Origin of the sequence: Polaribacter sp. Hel1_33_78, assembly GCF_900106075.1 — a bacterium.
In the GTDB taxonomy this organism is placed as follows: Bacteria; Bacteroidota; Bacteroidia; order Flavobacteriales; family Flavobacteriaceae; genus Polaribacter.
In genome coordinates, this window is sequence record NZ_LT629794.1 from 3,187,501 (window position 1) to 3,202,746 (window position 15,246).

A 15,246-nucleotide genomic window follows, 5' to 3' on the forward strand; every position below is an offset into this window, starting at 1 on the left:
GCCGGTCCTTATTCTTACAGTACCGTCAAGCTGCTACACGTAGCAGTGTTTCTTCCTGTATAAAAGCAGTTTACAACCCATAGGGCAGTCTTCCTGCACGCGGCATGGCTGGGTCAGAGTTGCCTCCATTGCCCAATATTCCTCACTGCTGCCTCCCGTAGGAGTCTGGTCCGTGTCTCAGTACCAGTGTGGGGGATCCCCCTCTCAGGGCCCCTACCTATCGAAGTCTTGGTAAGCCGTTACCTTACCAACTAACTAATAGGACGCATAGCCATCTTTTACCGATAAATCTTTAATTAAAACTCGATGCCAAGTCTCAATACTATAAGGTATTAATCTTCATTTCTAAAGGCTATCCCTCTGTAAAAGGTAGGTTCTATACGCGTTACGCACCCGTGCGCCGGTCGTCATCTGTAGCAAGCTACAATGTTACCCCTCGACTTGCATGTGTTAAGCCTGCCGCTAGCGTTCATCCTGAGCCAGGATCAAACTCTTCATTGTATATTTTAAATAATATGAATGAATAAGTTTCAAAAGAATTTGTCTAAATTTAATTAAACATGGTTATTCTACTCTTTGTTTACGCTGTCAATTTCAATATTTTCAATGAACTTCTAGAATAATAATCTCATGCATTTAAAACAATCATTATAAATCCTATCTTGTAGAAATACTAGAATCGAACTAGTAGACTTTTTACCAAAATCCTTACCAAAATCTCTGTAATCTTTTTGCCGTATTTGTTAGCGGGTGCAAATATATAAACTATTTCTATTCCAACAAGAAAAAAAATACTTTTTTTTAAACCCCTTTAAAACTAAAAAAACTGAACGTAGCTGCCGAAAATTTCGGACTGCAAACATACAACGTTTTTTAATCATAAACCAAATAAAAATAAACCTTATTTTTAATAAAATCTAAACAACCTTATCAAAATTAAAACCCAATCTAATCCTACAATACAACAACTCAATGAACATCACCAACAAAACAAAAATCCCCGTTAGCGGGTGCAAATATACACCCTCTTTCTAATCTCACAACTATTTATTAATACTTTATCTACTACTTTAGGTTTATAGGTAGGCTATCTGCTCAATCCTACGTAACATATCATGTAGTATTAAATGCTTTTAAATGGTCTAATATAGCTTATTGACGTTCGATTAATGTCATAGATACGTAGTATTTCAATTCAATGAATTTAACGACATTCCAATCACTTAAAATAGTTGAAAAGGTATTTAGATAAAATCAAGTTATCCATCTGAAAAATTTAGAAAAATATCGAAACTATTAAGTATAAAAAAAGGGATGCTAACCCCTAGTAGGCACCCCCTAATAAAAAAAAATGATTTAATCACAAATCGATTATTCAAAAATATATATAAGTTTTTACAATTTTTTTAAGCATTTTGCGTATTTTGAATATAATTTGCAGAAAAATCCAAAAGTATTAAACATAAAAAAAGAGAGTGTTTAGACCCTCTCACAATCATTCTGCTATAAAATGAATTGAAAACCACCCATTGGATGGAAAAAAATTAAATATAGAAAATATCTGAATAGGTTATTGATTATATTTCAATTTGAAGGTAACTAATAGTATTATTGACTAACTATATAAATTAAATAAATAATTACACTTAATATTGAGATTGCAAATTGAATAGATAGTATAGTAGCTATTAAACTCGTATTCTTTCTATTATTTTCTAATAATAACATTGTTTTATATGCTATTGTATCTGATACTGAAAGTTCTCCTTTGGAGTATTCTTTGTTAATGTATTTATTTCTGTCAAATTGTCTTTTAGAATTTTCTTTAGCTAACTCTTTGTTTTTCTTCTCTTGTCTTAATCGATTTGCGATTTCAAGGGTAATTGTACCATCTTCATATGCTTTCTCTATAGCACTTTGAGTATCCTTATGTCGTCTTAATTGATTTGCTATGTCAAGAGTAATTATATCATCTCTATAGGCCTTTAATATTTCTTCTTCTGTCATAGTTTTTCAGTCTTAGCTCAATTTATTTCAAGCAAAATTAAAAGTTATAGGATAGAATTATATTGATTTATGTCATATTATACTTTTAAATAAGTAGATGTAAAATCACTACCAAAAGGAGTCTATGTAATTAGTATTAAAAATGGTTTACAAGAAGTAAGAAAGAAGTTTATTAAAAACTAAACTAATGCCATATCTAACAATTGATTTCTAATGATTAATCAAGATTAATTAATTGATTTTTATTTAATCGTTAGATTCTATTAACTATATGGTGAACTAATTTAAAAAAGATTGAATTTAATCGGTGTAATTCCTTGTTTGCAGGAAGTATGTCGGAAATAAAAAAGCTGTAACAACAAAAAACCGTTGTAAATCAAAGGATTAACAACGGTTATTGTACTGAAGGCGGGACTTGAACCCGCACGGCCATTACTGACCACTGGATTTTAAGTCCAGCGTGTCTACCAATTCCACCACTTCAGCATTGGTACTGTTTTGAGTTAGAGCGAAAGACGGGATTTGAACCCGCGACCCCCACCTTGGCAAGGTGATGCTCTACCCCTGAGCTACTTTCGCAGTCTTTTTTTAATGAACTTTTAAGCTTTCGCTTAACTTGCTCCCCCTCTTGGACTCGAACCAAGGACCCTCTGATTAACAGTCAGATGCTCTAACCAACTGAGCTAAGGAGGAGTTTGCTTCACATGATTTGTGTTTAGCGAGTGCAAATATATACCTTTTCCGAATATTGCCAAATACTTTTGATAAAAATTTTATTTTTTTTTATTTTGTTATTCTAAAGAAAAAAAATACCCTTTCATCTCAAAAATTGTATTTTTGTTGATTAGTACAGCTTATTAAAAAAGCAGAAACTATATTATGGATAAATTTTCGTTTTTAAACGCAGCACATACAGGCTTTATAGCTGATTTATATGATAAATATTTGGTGAATCCAGATGCAATTGAATCGAGTTGGAGAAGCTTTTTTCAAGGATATGATTTAGCAAATGAAAATTATTCATTAAAAGAGGAAGAAGATTCATTAGAAGTGCCGCTAGAAGTTCGTAAAGAATTTCTTGTTGTTGATTTAATTAATGGATACAGAACTCGTGGTCATTTGTTCACTGAAACAAATCCAGTAAGAGAAAGAAGACAATACCAACCGACTTTAGATCTCGAAAATTTTGGTTTATCCGCAAACGATTTAGACAAAGAGTTTTCTGCAGGTGAAATTTTAGGACTCGGTAAAACTAAACTTTCTGCAATCATTGGGCACTTAAAACGTATTTATTGCGATTCTATTGGAGTAGAATACATGTATATGCGTAATCCAGAAAAATTAAAATGGTGGCAAGATCGCTTTAATAAAAATGACAACCATCCTAATTATTCTGTAGAAGCTAAAAAATACATTTTAGGTAAATTAAACCAGGCAGTAACATTCGAGAGTTTTTTACAAACCAAATACGTAGGGCAAAAACGTTTTTCTTTGGAAGGCGGTGAAGCTTTAATTCCAGGTATTAGCGTTTTGCTAAGAGATGCTGCCGAAAAATATGGTGTGAAAGAATGCGTTTTAGGAATGGCACATAGAGGTCGTTTAAATACGCTAGTAAACATCTTTAAAAAACCAGTTAGAGATTTATTTAGTGAATTTGAAGGAAAAGATTTCGAAGATGAAGATATCGATGGCGATGTAAAATATCATTTAGGTTTAACGTTAAGTAAAACCTATAGAGATGGTAATGAAATTAAAATGAATTTAGTTCCAAATCCATCTCACCTAGAAACTGTTGCTTCTGTAGCAGAAGGGATTACAAGAGCTAAAATTGATAGAAAATATAATGGTGATGCGAGCAAAATTTTACCCATCATTATACATGGTGATGCTGCTATTGCTGGACAAGGAATTGCATATGAAATCGTTCAAATGGCTAAATTAAATGGTTATAAAACTGGAGGAACTATTCATATCGTTGTCAACAACCAAATAGGGTTTACAACCAACTATTTAGATGCGCGTTCAAGCACCTATTGTACAGATGTTGCCAAAGTTACCTTGTCGCCTGTTTTACATGTAAATGCAGATGATACAGAAGCCGTTTGTCATGCAATGGAATTGGCCTTAGAATTTAGAATGCGTTTTGAATCTGATATTTTTATAGATTTATTAGGCTATAGAAAATATGGCCATAATGAAGGTGATGAGCCTCGTTTTACACAACCAAAATTATACAAAGCAATTTCTAAACATCAAAACCCAAAAGATATCTACGCGGCACAATTAATTGCTGAAGGAAGTATCGATAAAAATTATTTAACAGAAATTACAACTGAGTTTAGAGATATGTTGAATACTGAATTCGACAACTCTAAAAAGGATAAAACTTCTAAAGTAAAGGAGTTTATGAAATCTACTTGGGAAGGATTTGAGCGTCAAGATCTTGATGCCATGTTAGCAGTAACAAATACCACTTATCCTGAAGATAATTTAAAAAATATTGCCAAAATTGTTTCTACAGTTCCTGAAAAGGCAAACTTTGTTAGAAAAGCAGAAAGAATTTTACAAGGTAGAGCTAAAATGGTTTTCGAAACTAATCAATTAGATTGGGGAATGGCAGAAAACCTAGCTTATGGAAGTTTACTAGAAGAAGGGTTTAATGTTCGTATTTCTGGACAAGATGTAGAAAGAGGAACCTTTTCTCACAGGCACGCTATTTTGCGTGATGAAGTTACAGAAGAACGTATTAACCTATTAAATACAAATCCAAAGAGTAAAGGGCAAATGACGATTTACAACTCGTTATTATCTGAATATGGGGTTTTAGGATTTGATTATGGGTATGCGATGGGAAACCCGAATACATTAACCGTTTGGGAAGCTCAATTTGGAGATTTTTCTAATGGAGCTCAAATTATTTTTGACCAATATATCTCTGCTGCAGAAGATAAATGGAAAGTTCAAAACGGAATTGTAGTCTTACTTCCGCATGGATATGAAGGCCAAGGTTCTGAACATTCATCGGCAAGAATAGAGCGTTATTTGCAATTATGTGCAGAAGACAATATGACTGTTGCGAACTGTACAACACCTGCAAATTTTTATCATTTGTTGCGTAGACAAATGAAACGTGATTATAGAAAACCATTAATTGTATTTACTCCAAAAAGTTTATTACGTCATCCAAAAGCTGTCAATACAATTGAAGAATTAGCCACTGGCGAATTTCAAGAAGTAATTGATGATACCTTAAACCCAAAGGGTGTTAAGAAACTTGTTTTCTGTATGGGTAAATTCTACTATGATTTATTAGCAGAACGAGAAGAATTGCAGCGAGAAGATGTTGCGCTGGTAAGAATAGAGCAATTATTTCCTTTACATGTAGAGAAATTACAACAAGTAATCGATAGATATCCAAATATTGAAGAATATATTTGGGCACAAGAAGAACCAAGAAATATGGGTGCTTGGAGTTTTATGTTACAACGTTTTGAGTTGGTAAAACTAAAGGTTCGTTCTCGTAAGTATTATGCAGTACCCGCAGCGGGTTCTAGTACAAGATTTAAGAAACGACATAAAGCGGTTATAAACAGTGTTTTTAATAATGAATAACTCATTTTAAAAGTTAGCGTAGCGCGTTATAGCATAAAAAATTAAAATTAAATGCTGAAATAAGTTCAGCAATAAGTAAAATAAGAACTGATGATTTTAGAAATGAAAGTTCCTTCTCCGGGAGAATCGATTACAGAAGTAGAAATTGCAACGTGGTTAGTTGAAGATGGAGATTATGTTGAAAAAGATCAACCAATTGCAGAAGTAGATTCTGATAAGGCAACTTTAGAACTGCCTGCAGAAGAAAGCGGAATTGTTACTTTAAAAGCTGAAGAAGGTGACGCTGTAGAAGTAGGTGCTGTAGTTTGTTTGATTGATACAGGTGCTGCAAAACCAGAGGGTGATGCTCCAAAAGTTGAAGTAAAAAAAGAAGAAAAGAAAATTGAAGTAAAAGAAACGCCAAAAACGGAAACGTATGCGACCGGTACTGCTTCTCCTGCTGCTAAAAAAGTACTTGCTGAAAAAGGAATTGCTACCTCTGCGGTTAAAGGAACCGGAAAAGATGGTAGAATTACGAAAGATGATGCAGTAAACGCTGTACCTTCTATGGGAACTCAGCCTGCAAACGGATCGAGGGGAACAGAGCGTAAGAAAATGTCTATGTTACGGAGAAAAGTTGCCGAACGTTTGGTTGCTGTAAAAAGCGAAACTGCCATGTTAACAACTTTTAACGAAGTAAACATGCAACCAATCTTTGATTTACGTACGCAATTTAAAGAAGCTTTTAAAGCAAAACACGGCGTTGGCTTAGGATTTATGTCTTTCTTTACCTTAGCAGTGGTAAGAGCTTTAAAATTATATCCTGATGTAAATTCTATGATTGACGGAGATTTCCAAATCAAAAATGACTTTCAAGATATTTCTATTGCCGTGTCTGGACCTAAAGGCTTAATGGTTCCTGTAATTAGAAATGCAGAAAACTTATCTTTTAGAGGTGTAGAATCTGAAGTAAAACGTTTGGCATTAAGAGCTAGAGATGGGCAAATTACCATAGATGAAATGACTGGAGGAACTTTTACAATTACCAATGGTGGTGTATTTGGTTCTATGTTGTCTACGCCAATTTTGAATCCTCCACAAAGTGGAATTTTAGGAATGCACAATATTGTAAACAGACCAATGGCGGTTAATGGCGCTGTTGTAATTCAACCAATAATGTATGTTGCACTTTCTTACGATCACAGAATTGTAGATGGTAGAGAATCTGTAGGTTTTTTAGTTGCTGTTAAAGAAGCTTTAGAAAACCCAGTCGAGTTATTAATGGATAACAATCCAACAAAAGCATTAGAAATGTAGGCAACAATGTTGTTTTGTAAATATTAAAATCCTGAGCTTTTGCTTAGGATTTTTTATATATAAGAATTTTGTAAATTGCTATATCAATACTTTAATAAAATGAAAGTTACCGCTAAAAAAAATGAAAAAGTGGCTAATATGATCTTTGCATCTATATATCCACTTTACTGGAATAGATTGGAAAAACATGGTAGAACAAGAGAAGAGTTCCATCAAGTAATAGAATGGTTTACTGGTTTTAACGAAAACAAATTACAATCTCTTATTGCAGAAAAAGTAACATTTAGAACCTTTTTTGAGAAAGCAAAAATTCATGAAAATGCACATTTAATTAAAGGGATAGTTTGTGGTTATAGAATTGAAGAAATAGAAGATGAATTTGAATTGTATAAACAATGCAGACAAATGGAAAAACTCATTGATGAATGAGCAAAAGGCAGACAAATGGAAAAGATTTTAAGGTCATAATATTATTCAGATATTGTAAACTAAAACACTATTTTTACAACAAGAAAATGAGTATAGAAATCTTGTTATGATAGAGAATAAAGAATTAGAACTTGCCTTAAACTTTATAGAAAAAACAGATAGAAACCTGTTTATCACAGGAAAAGCAGGTACAGGAAAAACTACTTTTCTACATCAAATTAAAAAAGAATCTTTAAAAAGAATGGTTATTGTGGCACCTACAGGTGTTGCAGCAATCAATGCAAAAGGCGTAACGATTCATTCATTTTTTCAAATGCCTTTTGGACCAATTTTACCCAATCAAATTGCAAATACTTCTAATCAACAACGTAAGTTTTCGAAAACTAAAATTGATATTATAAAATCCTTAGATTTAGTAATTATTGATGAAATTTCTATGGTGCGAGCCGATTTATTGGATGGTATCGATCAAGTGCTGCGTCGTTATAAAAACCGAAACAAAGTATTTGGTGGCGCCCAAGTTTTAATGATTGGTGATTTACAGCAATTAGCACCTGTTGTAAAACCCAATGAGTGGAGTTTACTGCAGCAACATTACAATACCGTTTATTTTTTTAGCAGTAAAGCCTATCAAGAAGCCAATGTAGTTTCTATTGAGTTGAAGCATATTTACCGTCAGAAAAACGAAGATTTTATCACTATTTTAAATGAAATTAGAAATGATGATTTATCAGAAAAATCTGCCAAAATTTTAAATGAACGCTACAACCCTACTTTTTCTCCAAGTAAAGAAGAAGGATATATCACCCTTACAACTCATAACAGAAGAGCCAACTTAATCAACGATTCTGAATTAAATAAACTAAAGACCAAAAGCTGTTTTTTTAAAGCCGAAATTTCTGGTAAATTCAATGAAAACGCTTTTCCTAATGATGAAAATTTAGCCCTAAAAATAGGGTCTCAAGTGATGTTTATCAAAAATGATTCCTCCTTAGAAAAAAGATATTATAATGGTAAAATAGGAGTTATCACAGATATTTCAAAAGAAACTGTAACCGTGCAGTGTGCCAATGAAATTGACGAAATTGTTGCCGAAAAAGAACTATGGGATAATATTAATTATTCTATTAATGAGGAAACCAAAGAGTTAAAAGAAGATATTGTTGGTTCTTTTAAACAAATCCCCTTGCGTTTGGCTTGGGCAATTACCATTCATAAAAGTCAGGGTTTAACATTTGACCGAGCGGTAATTGATGCGGAAGCTTCTTTTGCGCATGGTCAAACATATGTGGCTTTAAGTAGGTGTACTTCCCTAGAAGGCTTGGTTTTAAAAACACCGATTTCTAGCAACGCCATCATCAATGATAAAACAGTTAGTACTTTTAATGAAACTGTGGAAGAGAATCATCCTGATGAGACTATTTTAAATGAATCTGAAAAAAATTTTCAGCTAAATTTAATTTCAGAATTATTTGATTATCAACCACTTTTGTATCCAATATCAAGATTAATAGATATCTATTACAAGAATAGAACAAGTATTAAAGGGGATGTTATAGACCACTTACAAACTATTAAAGATGATGGAGTTGTCGCTTTAATGAAAGTTTCTAATGGATTTAAAAACCAATTAAATGCAATTTCAGAAGATTCTATTCTTCCGGAAAATAGTTCTCAAATTCAAGAACGTTTTATAAAGGCTTTAAATTATTTTGTAACTCAAACAAAAGGTAATATTCTAAATCCTTTAAATGCTATTTCATTTTCAACTGATAACAAAGCTGTTAAAAAAGATTTTACGAAGCAATTTGATTCCTTGCAAGAAAAGTTATTAGAAAAACTTTTTTCACTTCAAAAAATGACGAATGGTTTTAAAGTTCAAGAATATTTAAAAGTAAGAGCCAAAGCCATTTTACAAAAATCAGAACCGACTAAAAAGAAAAAAGTAGTTTCTAAACGTGACCCAATTTTAGCGATAAAATTACGTGAGTTAAGAGATGGAATTTCTAAAGATTTAGGTATTCCGCACTTTCAGATTTTTACGCAAGAAACCTTATATGCAATGTGTGATGAATTGCCAAGAACTGAAAATGCCTTATTAAAAATTGCTGGAATGGGTAAAATTCGTGTTTCTAAATACGGAGAAGAAATATTAGAAGCTATTGAAGGGTATTGTAAAGAAAACGGAATTAATAAATTCAACGAACAAAAAAAAGAAGATAAAAAACCAACGAAACAAATTACTTTTGAGTTGTTTACATCGGGTCTTTCTATAAAAGAAATTGCCAAAGAAAGAAGTTTAACTGTTGGCACAATTGAAAATCATTTAGCGAATTATATTACTTCTGGAGATATTGATGTTTTAGAATTGATTGAACTAAACCGTTACAAAAAAATACTACATGAAATTGAAGAAGCTGGTGATGTAAAAGGCTTAGCTTCTCTTAAAGAAAAGGTAGACCCAAGTATTACTTATATGGAATTAAAAATGGTTTTAATGTCTATGGAAAGTTAATTTATATAATTTTTCCACAAGTAGAACTCTGGATTTCACTATTACTAATAGTGGTTTAGGCATTAAAAGACATAGAAAATTACTTTAAATCTTTCAACAGCAATTGCACAGATTTATGACCATTCCATTCATTTTCGTCTAACGCGTAAACAATATCGAAATCATTTTGTACAATGGCCATTTTATTCCCTAAGTTAAAACCAATAGCGTTGTAGGTTTTTTTATTGTCCCCTTGAAAAACATTCAGTTTTAAATGTGTTTTATCTGCACCAACTTGTTTTCCAAAACCATTATCTCTAACACAGATAGATTTGAAAATAGGTTTCATGTTCAAGGGCCCAAAAGGTGCCATTTGCTCAATAATTCTAAAAAACTTAGGGGTAATTTCAGATAAATCTATTTCTGCATCTACAGAAATCTGTGGAGTTAATAATTTTTTATCAATAGTTCGTTCAACAACTTCTTCAAACTTGTTTTTGAAATTGGTGTAATTTTCTGGCAGTAAAGTTAATCCCGCAGCATATTTATGTCCGCCAAATTGTTCTATAAATTCTTCACATTCTTGAAGTGCGTTATAGACATCAAACCCTTTAACAGAACGCGCAGAAGCGGCTAATTTGTCGCCACTTTTTGTAAATACCAAAGTAGGTCTGTAGTATTTTTCGATTAATCTAGAAGCTACAATTCCAATAACCCCTTTGTGCCAATCTTCTTGATAAACAACAGAAGTACATCCATTCTCTTCCTCATTATCATTAATTTGAATTAGGGCTTGATCTGTAATTTTTTTATCCAAATCTTTTCTGTCTGCATTAAAAATTTCTATGGCAGCTGCAAATTCAATAGCAGCCTCAAAATCCATTTCAGTTAAGAGCTCCACCGCATAATTCCCGTGTTTGATTCTTCCTGCAGCGTTAATTCTTGGTGCAATTATAAAAACAACATCTGTTATCGTAAGTTCAGTCTTTTTAGTCTGCTGAATGAGTGCTTTAATTCCGTTTCTTGGATGCTGATTAATCACTTGTAAACCAAAAAATGCAAGCACTCTATTTTCTCCATTCATCGGCACAATATCTGCAGCAATGGCAGTCGCGACCAAATCTAAATAAGGCACAAAATCTTCAATGGTTTGATTTCTTGAAACTCCTAAAGCCTGAATTAATTTAAAACCAACTCCACAGCCACATAATTCGTCAAAAGGATAATTACAATCTTCTCGTTTTGGATTTAAAACCGCCACAGCTTTTGGTATTTCTGTTCCTGGTTTATGATGATCGCAAATAATAAAGTCTATATTTCTTTCCGTTGCATACGCTACTTTTTCAATCGCTTTTATTCCACAATCTAAAGCAATGATAAGAGAGAAATCATTGTCATTGGCAAAATCGATTCCCGTATAAGAAATCCCATAACCTTCTGCATATCTGTCTGGAATGTAGGTTGCAATATTTGGATAAATTGTTCTTAAATAAGAGGAAACTAAAGAAACAGCGGTAGTGCCATCCACATCATAATCGCCATAAATCAAAATATTTTCATTCTTAGAAATGGCCGCTTCAATTCGCGCTACCGCAACATCCATATCCTTCATTAAAAAAGGGTTATGAATTTCATCTAAACTGGGGCGAAAGAATTTTTTTGCATCCTCAAATGTTTCAATATTTCTTTGACAAAGAATTGACGCTATAGTTGTGTCAACTTGAAGTTCTTTGGCTAAATTATGTACTTTTTCTTTTTCGGGTTGTGGCTTTAACGTCCATCTCATAGCAATTTTTTTGGCGTTTAGTTCCGTTTTATATGTTGTGTAAATGAATTTCAATTTCTACATCAGAGAACTGTCTAAACATTTCCATAACTCCACAGTATTTTGTAACTGATAAATTTACAGCTTTTTGAATTTTTTCTGGTTGTAATTCGCTGTCTGTGAAATGATAATCTACTTTTACTTTGTTGTAAAACTTAGGATGTTCGTCTGTTAATTCTGCTGTAACCTCTATTTTAAAATCAGCAACTTCTGCACGCATTTTTTCTAACAATGAAACTACATCTAAACCAGAGCAGCCAGCTAAAGAAGATAGCATTAAGGCTTTTGGCGCAAAACCAATCACATCTCCATTATCTTGAGATTTATCAAACATCGTAAATGAATGCCCGCTAGGATTATCACTCTCAAACTGTGACTTTTGTATCCATTTGGTCATAATTATATTCTTCTCCATCTTTTATGTTTTTTTTAAAATTGAATTCTTAAATTGAGCTTTCTAACAAAAATAAGAAAACACAAACGAAGAAGATGTTAAAATGAATAAATCTCATCAAATTAAAATAAGATTGTGAATACTCATTTTTTTTTGTTAATGACTTTATACTGTTTATCACGAATAGATATGACACATCAGTTTTCACTAAAAATAAGTAAACATTTTATATAGAAAGGGCAATTAATATTGTGTCCGATTTTAAAAGATCCAAATCATGTGATACAAATATCGAAAAATTTTTATTCGATTCCCATAGTGATCTCAATAGTTCGACCAGATAAAAAATAAATTATTTAATTCAATAACTAAAAAAAACATGGCATTAGTAACACCGTTATTAGCAGAACACGATTTAGAAACAAAAAAATTAGCAGAATTTTTTAATGAAACTTTAGGCTTTTGTCCAAATTCAGTTTTAACAATGCAAAGAAGGCCGGCCATTTCTAAAGCTTTTATCAATTTGAATAAAGCTGTAATGGCAAATGAAGGACGTGTTACATCGGCTTTAAAAAGAATGATTGCTTGGGTTTCTAGCAACGCCACTGGATGTAGATATTGCCAAGCGCATGCAATTAGAGCTGCAGAACGTTACGGAGCGGAACAAGAACAATTAGATAATATTTGGGAATACAAAACTCACAAAGCTTTTTCTGATGCAGAAAGAGCAGCTCTAGATTTTTCTTTAGCAGCCTCTATGGTTCCAAATGCTGTTAATGCAGACATCAAAAAAGAATTATATAAATATTGGAACGAAGGTGAAATTGTAGAAATCTTAGGAGTAATTTCTCTCTTTGGGTATTTAAATAGATGGAATGATTCTATGGGAACAACTCTTGAAGAAGACGCTATAGGCAGTGGAAATCAGTTTTTAGGAAAACATGGCTTTGAAGTTGGAAAACATGATGGTTCTGATTACTAAACCTAAAATTCAACGATTAAACGGCATCATTTATCCTGATTTTATTTCAGCAATTGATGCTGTTTTTTAGTTCTTTTTCTGAAGTTCTTTTATAATTACTGATGAAATAGAATCTATTAATTTTTGAGATTTTTCAATATCATTATTGATGACTTTTTCATCCGAAAATAACCCTGAAGTTGTTGTAAAAGATTTTTGATACCAATCTTTCCAAGCAGTAATAATTTCTATTTGTGTAGATAAAGAATCTCCATTATTTATGGCAATTTTACTCTGTTTAAATTCTTTATTTAAACGACTTACCGCAGCTGTTTCTAAATTTAATAAAATTGATTTCGCAACCTTTTTATCAGCATTTAACAAAGTATAAGCAGCTATTAATGCGGTTGTACCTACATTCTTCAAAGTAGTTTTAGAAACTTTATCAATTCTATCATTATCCGTATGATAAAACTGATCTGTAAAATGCCAAAACAAAACACTAGGTATGTTTTGTCTTAAAAAAGGAACATGATCACTTCCTCCTTCAAATGGATTTGTGCCTACAATCCAATTTGCTCTTTTACCTTGTTGTTTAAATTTATCAATTAGAAAATCATTTAAATAATGAGGTTTCATTTGCTCTAATTTCATTTTAGAACCTCCCCATTCTGTGTGCTTATCATTGCCACGAGTCCAAATTGCACTTGGATCCGGCATTTTTTCAATCAAAAAAGTTCCTCCAGTTTTTTCAGTGTCTTCGCCAACCATATCCAAAGAAATTCCCCAATTAATGTATTTCGCTCTAATAGAATCTTCTTGCACATATCTTTGTGTCGATATAATTTCATCGCCCCATAAAAAAGTTAAGGTTCGTTTTGGTTCATATTGTTGTTGTCTGATAAATTTTGCGGTTAATGAAGCCATTTCTAATGCTACTCCAACACCTGTTGCATTGTCATTAGCACCAGGTTCTTGGATATGAGCGCTAAAAACTAACCGTTCTTCTGGCATTTCACTCCCTTTAATATCAGCAACAATTGTTAATTCTTCTGAAGAATAAATATTAGTTTTAACACGAACTTTTAAGGTTGTTTTCCCCTTCTCTAAAGATGCTTTTAACCGTTCTTTCGCAGCGAAAGACATTGCAATTGCCCAAGATTTATTTACAGTATCTAAAGGAATTGAACGAAACTGAATTGATGTTGTATTTTTTTCGGGTTGTAAATAAGAAGGATTATTATACGTTATAATTCCTACTGCCTTACCCTCAATAATCGCAGATTTGTATATACCATAAGGACTTGTTTCTGCAAAAACTATTTTCCCTTTTACATCTAAATCTGCAATTTTTTCGAGATCACGTACATAAATAACTTCAGCAGAAACTCCATCTTTTGGTGTGCTATACGAATTTAAAGCAATCATATTTCTGTTAGTGGCATGTTGCAGTAAAGTGTCATTTTTACCCTCAATTTTCACAATTGCATTTACCGACTCCCAAGTTGGGTTTTTAAGCGGACGCTTTTCAATTCTGTAGGTTAAAATATCATTTTCTGTTGCATTTTCTTCTAAAACAAAACCTGATTTTTCGAGTTCTTCAGCAATCTTATAAATGCTTTTATTAAAACCAGTATTACCCACAACCCTCCAATATTTTTCAACAAAAGAAGCAGTGTTAAAAGCTAAATCACCGGTAAACTCATTATTGATAATATCTGCAACATTAGATGAGGATAATACTGTAATACTAGCATTTTTGCAATTGATAAATAAGATAGATATCAATAAAAAAAGAATTAATTTTTTGAACATGACTTCGTATTTTGAGATACTAAAAATAGCTCTTTTAGCTGATAATGTTAGCTTCTGTTTTTTAATAAAATTATCTGTAAAGCTCAATCAATAAAATAATGTTTTTATTGAATATTAAAATACTACTCTTCTTGAAGCATTGCACTTAATAGTAAGTTTTTAGTAAGCTGATAAACCTACAAAATATAATGTGATTTAATTATCTTCTGGGTATCTTAATAATCCATAAAATTAAGTCCCCCATAAAAAACCTTCAGCATCAGCGCTATCTGCCATTTAATATTAACAGGTTGAAATACTGTTTTACTAACATAAAGACAACTGTCTGCATTATGGTCGTCAAAAACATTATAAAGTCGAATGAAAAATTACACAAAACATATTGGAAAGTATTAATATTTTGTAAGACTACC

9 protein-coding genes, 3 tRNA genes, 1 rRNA gene and 1 pseudogene (1 of these 14 only partly in view) are annotated in these 15,246 nt (G+C 32.2%); 6 read left to right on the plus strand and 8 right to left on the minus strand.

The window, feature by feature from the left end; all coding sequences use genetic code 11:
* Together BLT88_RS13900 and BLT88_RS13905 are read right to left on the minus strand one after the other, a co-directional pair.
* Positions 1-501 (minus strand): 16S ribosomal RNA (locus BLT88_RS13900) (it extends 1,019 nt beyond the left edge of the window).
* A gap of 1,107 nt (positions 502-1,608) precedes the next feature.
* Positions 1,609-2,007: a hypothetical protein gene (locus BLT88_RS13905; RefSeq protein WP_091955552.1), complete on the minus strand. Its 399-nt coding sequence runs from the start codon at positions 2,005-2,007 to the stop codon at positions 1,609-1,611.
* 105 nt (positions 2,008-2,112) lie between these two features.
* On the opposite strand from BLT88_RS13905, the pseudogene BLT88_RS14555 reads away from it, so the two are divergent.
* A pseudogene (locus tag BLT88_RS14555) lies at positions 2,113-2,190 on the plus strand (hypothetical protein); the annotation flags it as partial.
* Between the two features lie 217 nt (positions 2,191-2,407).
* Here BLT88_RS14555 and BLT88_RS13910 read toward each other — a convergent pair.
* The 3 genes from BLT88_RS13910 to BLT88_RS13920 form a co-directional block, all read right to left on the minus strand.
* Positions 2,408-2,493 (minus strand) — tRNA-Leu (locus BLT88_RS13910).
* Between the two features lie 21 nt (positions 2,494-2,514).
* Positions 2,515-2,586, minus strand: a tRNA-Gly gene (locus tag BLT88_RS13915).
* Between the two features lie 40 nt (positions 2,587-2,626).
* A tRNA-Asn gene (locus BLT88_RS13920) sits at positions 2,627-2,700 on the minus strand.
* A 186-nt stretch (positions 2,701-2,886) separates the two neighbouring features.
* Here BLT88_RS13920 and BLT88_RS13925 point away from each other — a divergent pair.
* From BLT88_RS13925 to BLT88_RS13940, 4 genes are all read left to right on the plus strand, one after another.
* A complete protein-coding gene (locus tag BLT88_RS13925; protein ID WP_091955554.1) occupies positions 2,887-5,619 on the plus strand; it encodes a 2-oxoglutarate dehydrogenase E1 component in 2,733 nt (910 codons plus the stop codon).
* A gap of 90 nt (positions 5,620-5,709) precedes the next feature.
* On the plus strand, positions 5,710-6,915 hold the full coding sequence (gene odhB / locus BLT88_RS13930; protein ID WP_172824320.1) for a 2-oxoglutarate dehydrogenase complex dihydrolipoyllysine-residue succinyltransferase: 1,206 nt from the start codon (positions 5,710-5,712) through the stop codon (positions 6,913-6,915).
* 99 nt (positions 6,916-7,014) lie between these two features.
* The gene (locus BLT88_RS13935) at positions 7,015-7,344 is read left to right on the plus strand and encodes a DUF2200 family protein (RefSeq protein ID WP_091955557.1); all 330 of its coding nucleotides are present in this window, start codon (positions 7,015-7,017) and stop codon (positions 7,342-7,344) included.
* 106 nt (positions 7,345-7,450) lie between these two features.
* On the plus strand, positions 7,451-9,859 hold the full coding sequence (locus tag BLT88_RS13940; protein WP_091955558.1) for a helix-turn-helix domain-containing protein: 2,409 nt from the start codon (positions 7,451-7,453) through the stop codon (positions 9,857-9,859).
* 79 nt (positions 9,860-9,938) lie between these two features.
* Here BLT88_RS13940 and recJ read toward each other — a convergent pair whose 3' ends face one another.
* Together recJ and BLT88_RS13950 are read right to left on the minus strand one after the other, a co-directional pair.
* Complete coding sequence (gene recJ / locus BLT88_RS13945) at positions 9,939-11,624, minus strand: single-stranded-DNA-specific exonuclease RecJ (protein ID WP_091955826.1); 1,686 nt, start codon at positions 11,622-11,624, stop codon at positions 9,939-9,941.
* A 28-nt stretch (positions 11,625-11,652) separates the two neighbouring features.
* On the minus strand, positions 11,653-12,078 hold the full coding sequence (locus BLT88_RS13950) for an OsmC family protein (protein ID WP_091955559.1): 426 nt from the start codon (positions 12,076-12,078) through the stop codon (positions 11,653-11,655).
* Between the two features lie 358 nt (positions 12,079-12,436).
* On the opposite strand from BLT88_RS13950, the gene BLT88_RS13955 reads away from it, so the two are divergent.
* Positions 12,437-13,039 carry a carboxymuconolactone decarboxylase family protein gene (locus tag BLT88_RS13955; protein WP_036784815.1) on the plus strand — a complete coding sequence of 201 codons (603 nt, stop codon included), beginning with the start codon at positions 12,437-12,439 and terminating at the stop codon, positions 13,037-13,039.
* A 66-nt stretch (positions 13,040-13,105) separates the two neighbouring features.
* Here the strand turns inward: BLT88_RS13955 and BLT88_RS13960 are convergent, their stop codons facing one another.
* A complete protein-coding gene (locus BLT88_RS13960) occupies positions 13,106-14,833 on the minus strand; it encodes a M28 family peptidase (protein WP_091955561.1) in 1,728 nt (575 codons plus the stop codon).
* Positions 14,834-15,246 lie beyond the last annotated feature (413 nt).

Excerpts from the sequence above, each read along its gene's own strand:
- BLT88_RS13955 (WP_036784815.1), top strand. The coding sequence starts at position 12,437 with ATGGCATTAGTAACACCGTTATTAGCAGAACACGATTTAGAAACAAAA.
- recJ (WP_091955826.1), bottom strand. The coding sequence starts at position 11,624 with ATGAGATGGACGTTAAAGCCACAACCCGAAAAAGAAAAAGTACATAAT.
- odhB (WP_172824320.1), top strand. The coding sequence starts at position 5,710 with ATGATTTTAGAAATGAAAGTTCCTTCTCCGGGAGAATCGATTACAGAA.
- BLT88_RS13960 (WP_091955561.1), bottom strand. The coding sequence starts at position 14,833 with ATGTTCAAAAAATTAATTCTTTTTTTATTGATATCTATCTTATTTATC.
- BLT88_RS13935 (WP_091955557.1), top strand. The coding sequence starts at position 7,015 with ATGAAAGTTACCGCTAAAAAAAATGAAAAAGTGGCTAATATGATCTTT.
- BLT88_RS13940 (WP_091955558.1), top strand. The coding sequence starts at position 7,451 with ATGATAGAGAATAAAGAATTAGAACTTGCCTTAAACTTTATAGAAAAA.
- BLT88_RS13925 (WP_091955554.1), top strand. The coding sequence starts at position 2,887 with ATGGATAAATTTTCGTTTTTAAACGCAGCACATACAGGCTTTATAGCT.
- BLT88_RS13905 (WP_091955552.1), bottom strand. The coding sequence starts at position 2,007 with ATGACAGAAGAAGAAATATTAAAGGCCTATAGAGATGATATAATTACT.
- BLT88_RS13950 (WP_091955559.1), bottom strand. The coding sequence starts at position 12,078 with ATGGAGAAGAATATAATTATGACCAAATGGATACAAAAGTCACAGTTT.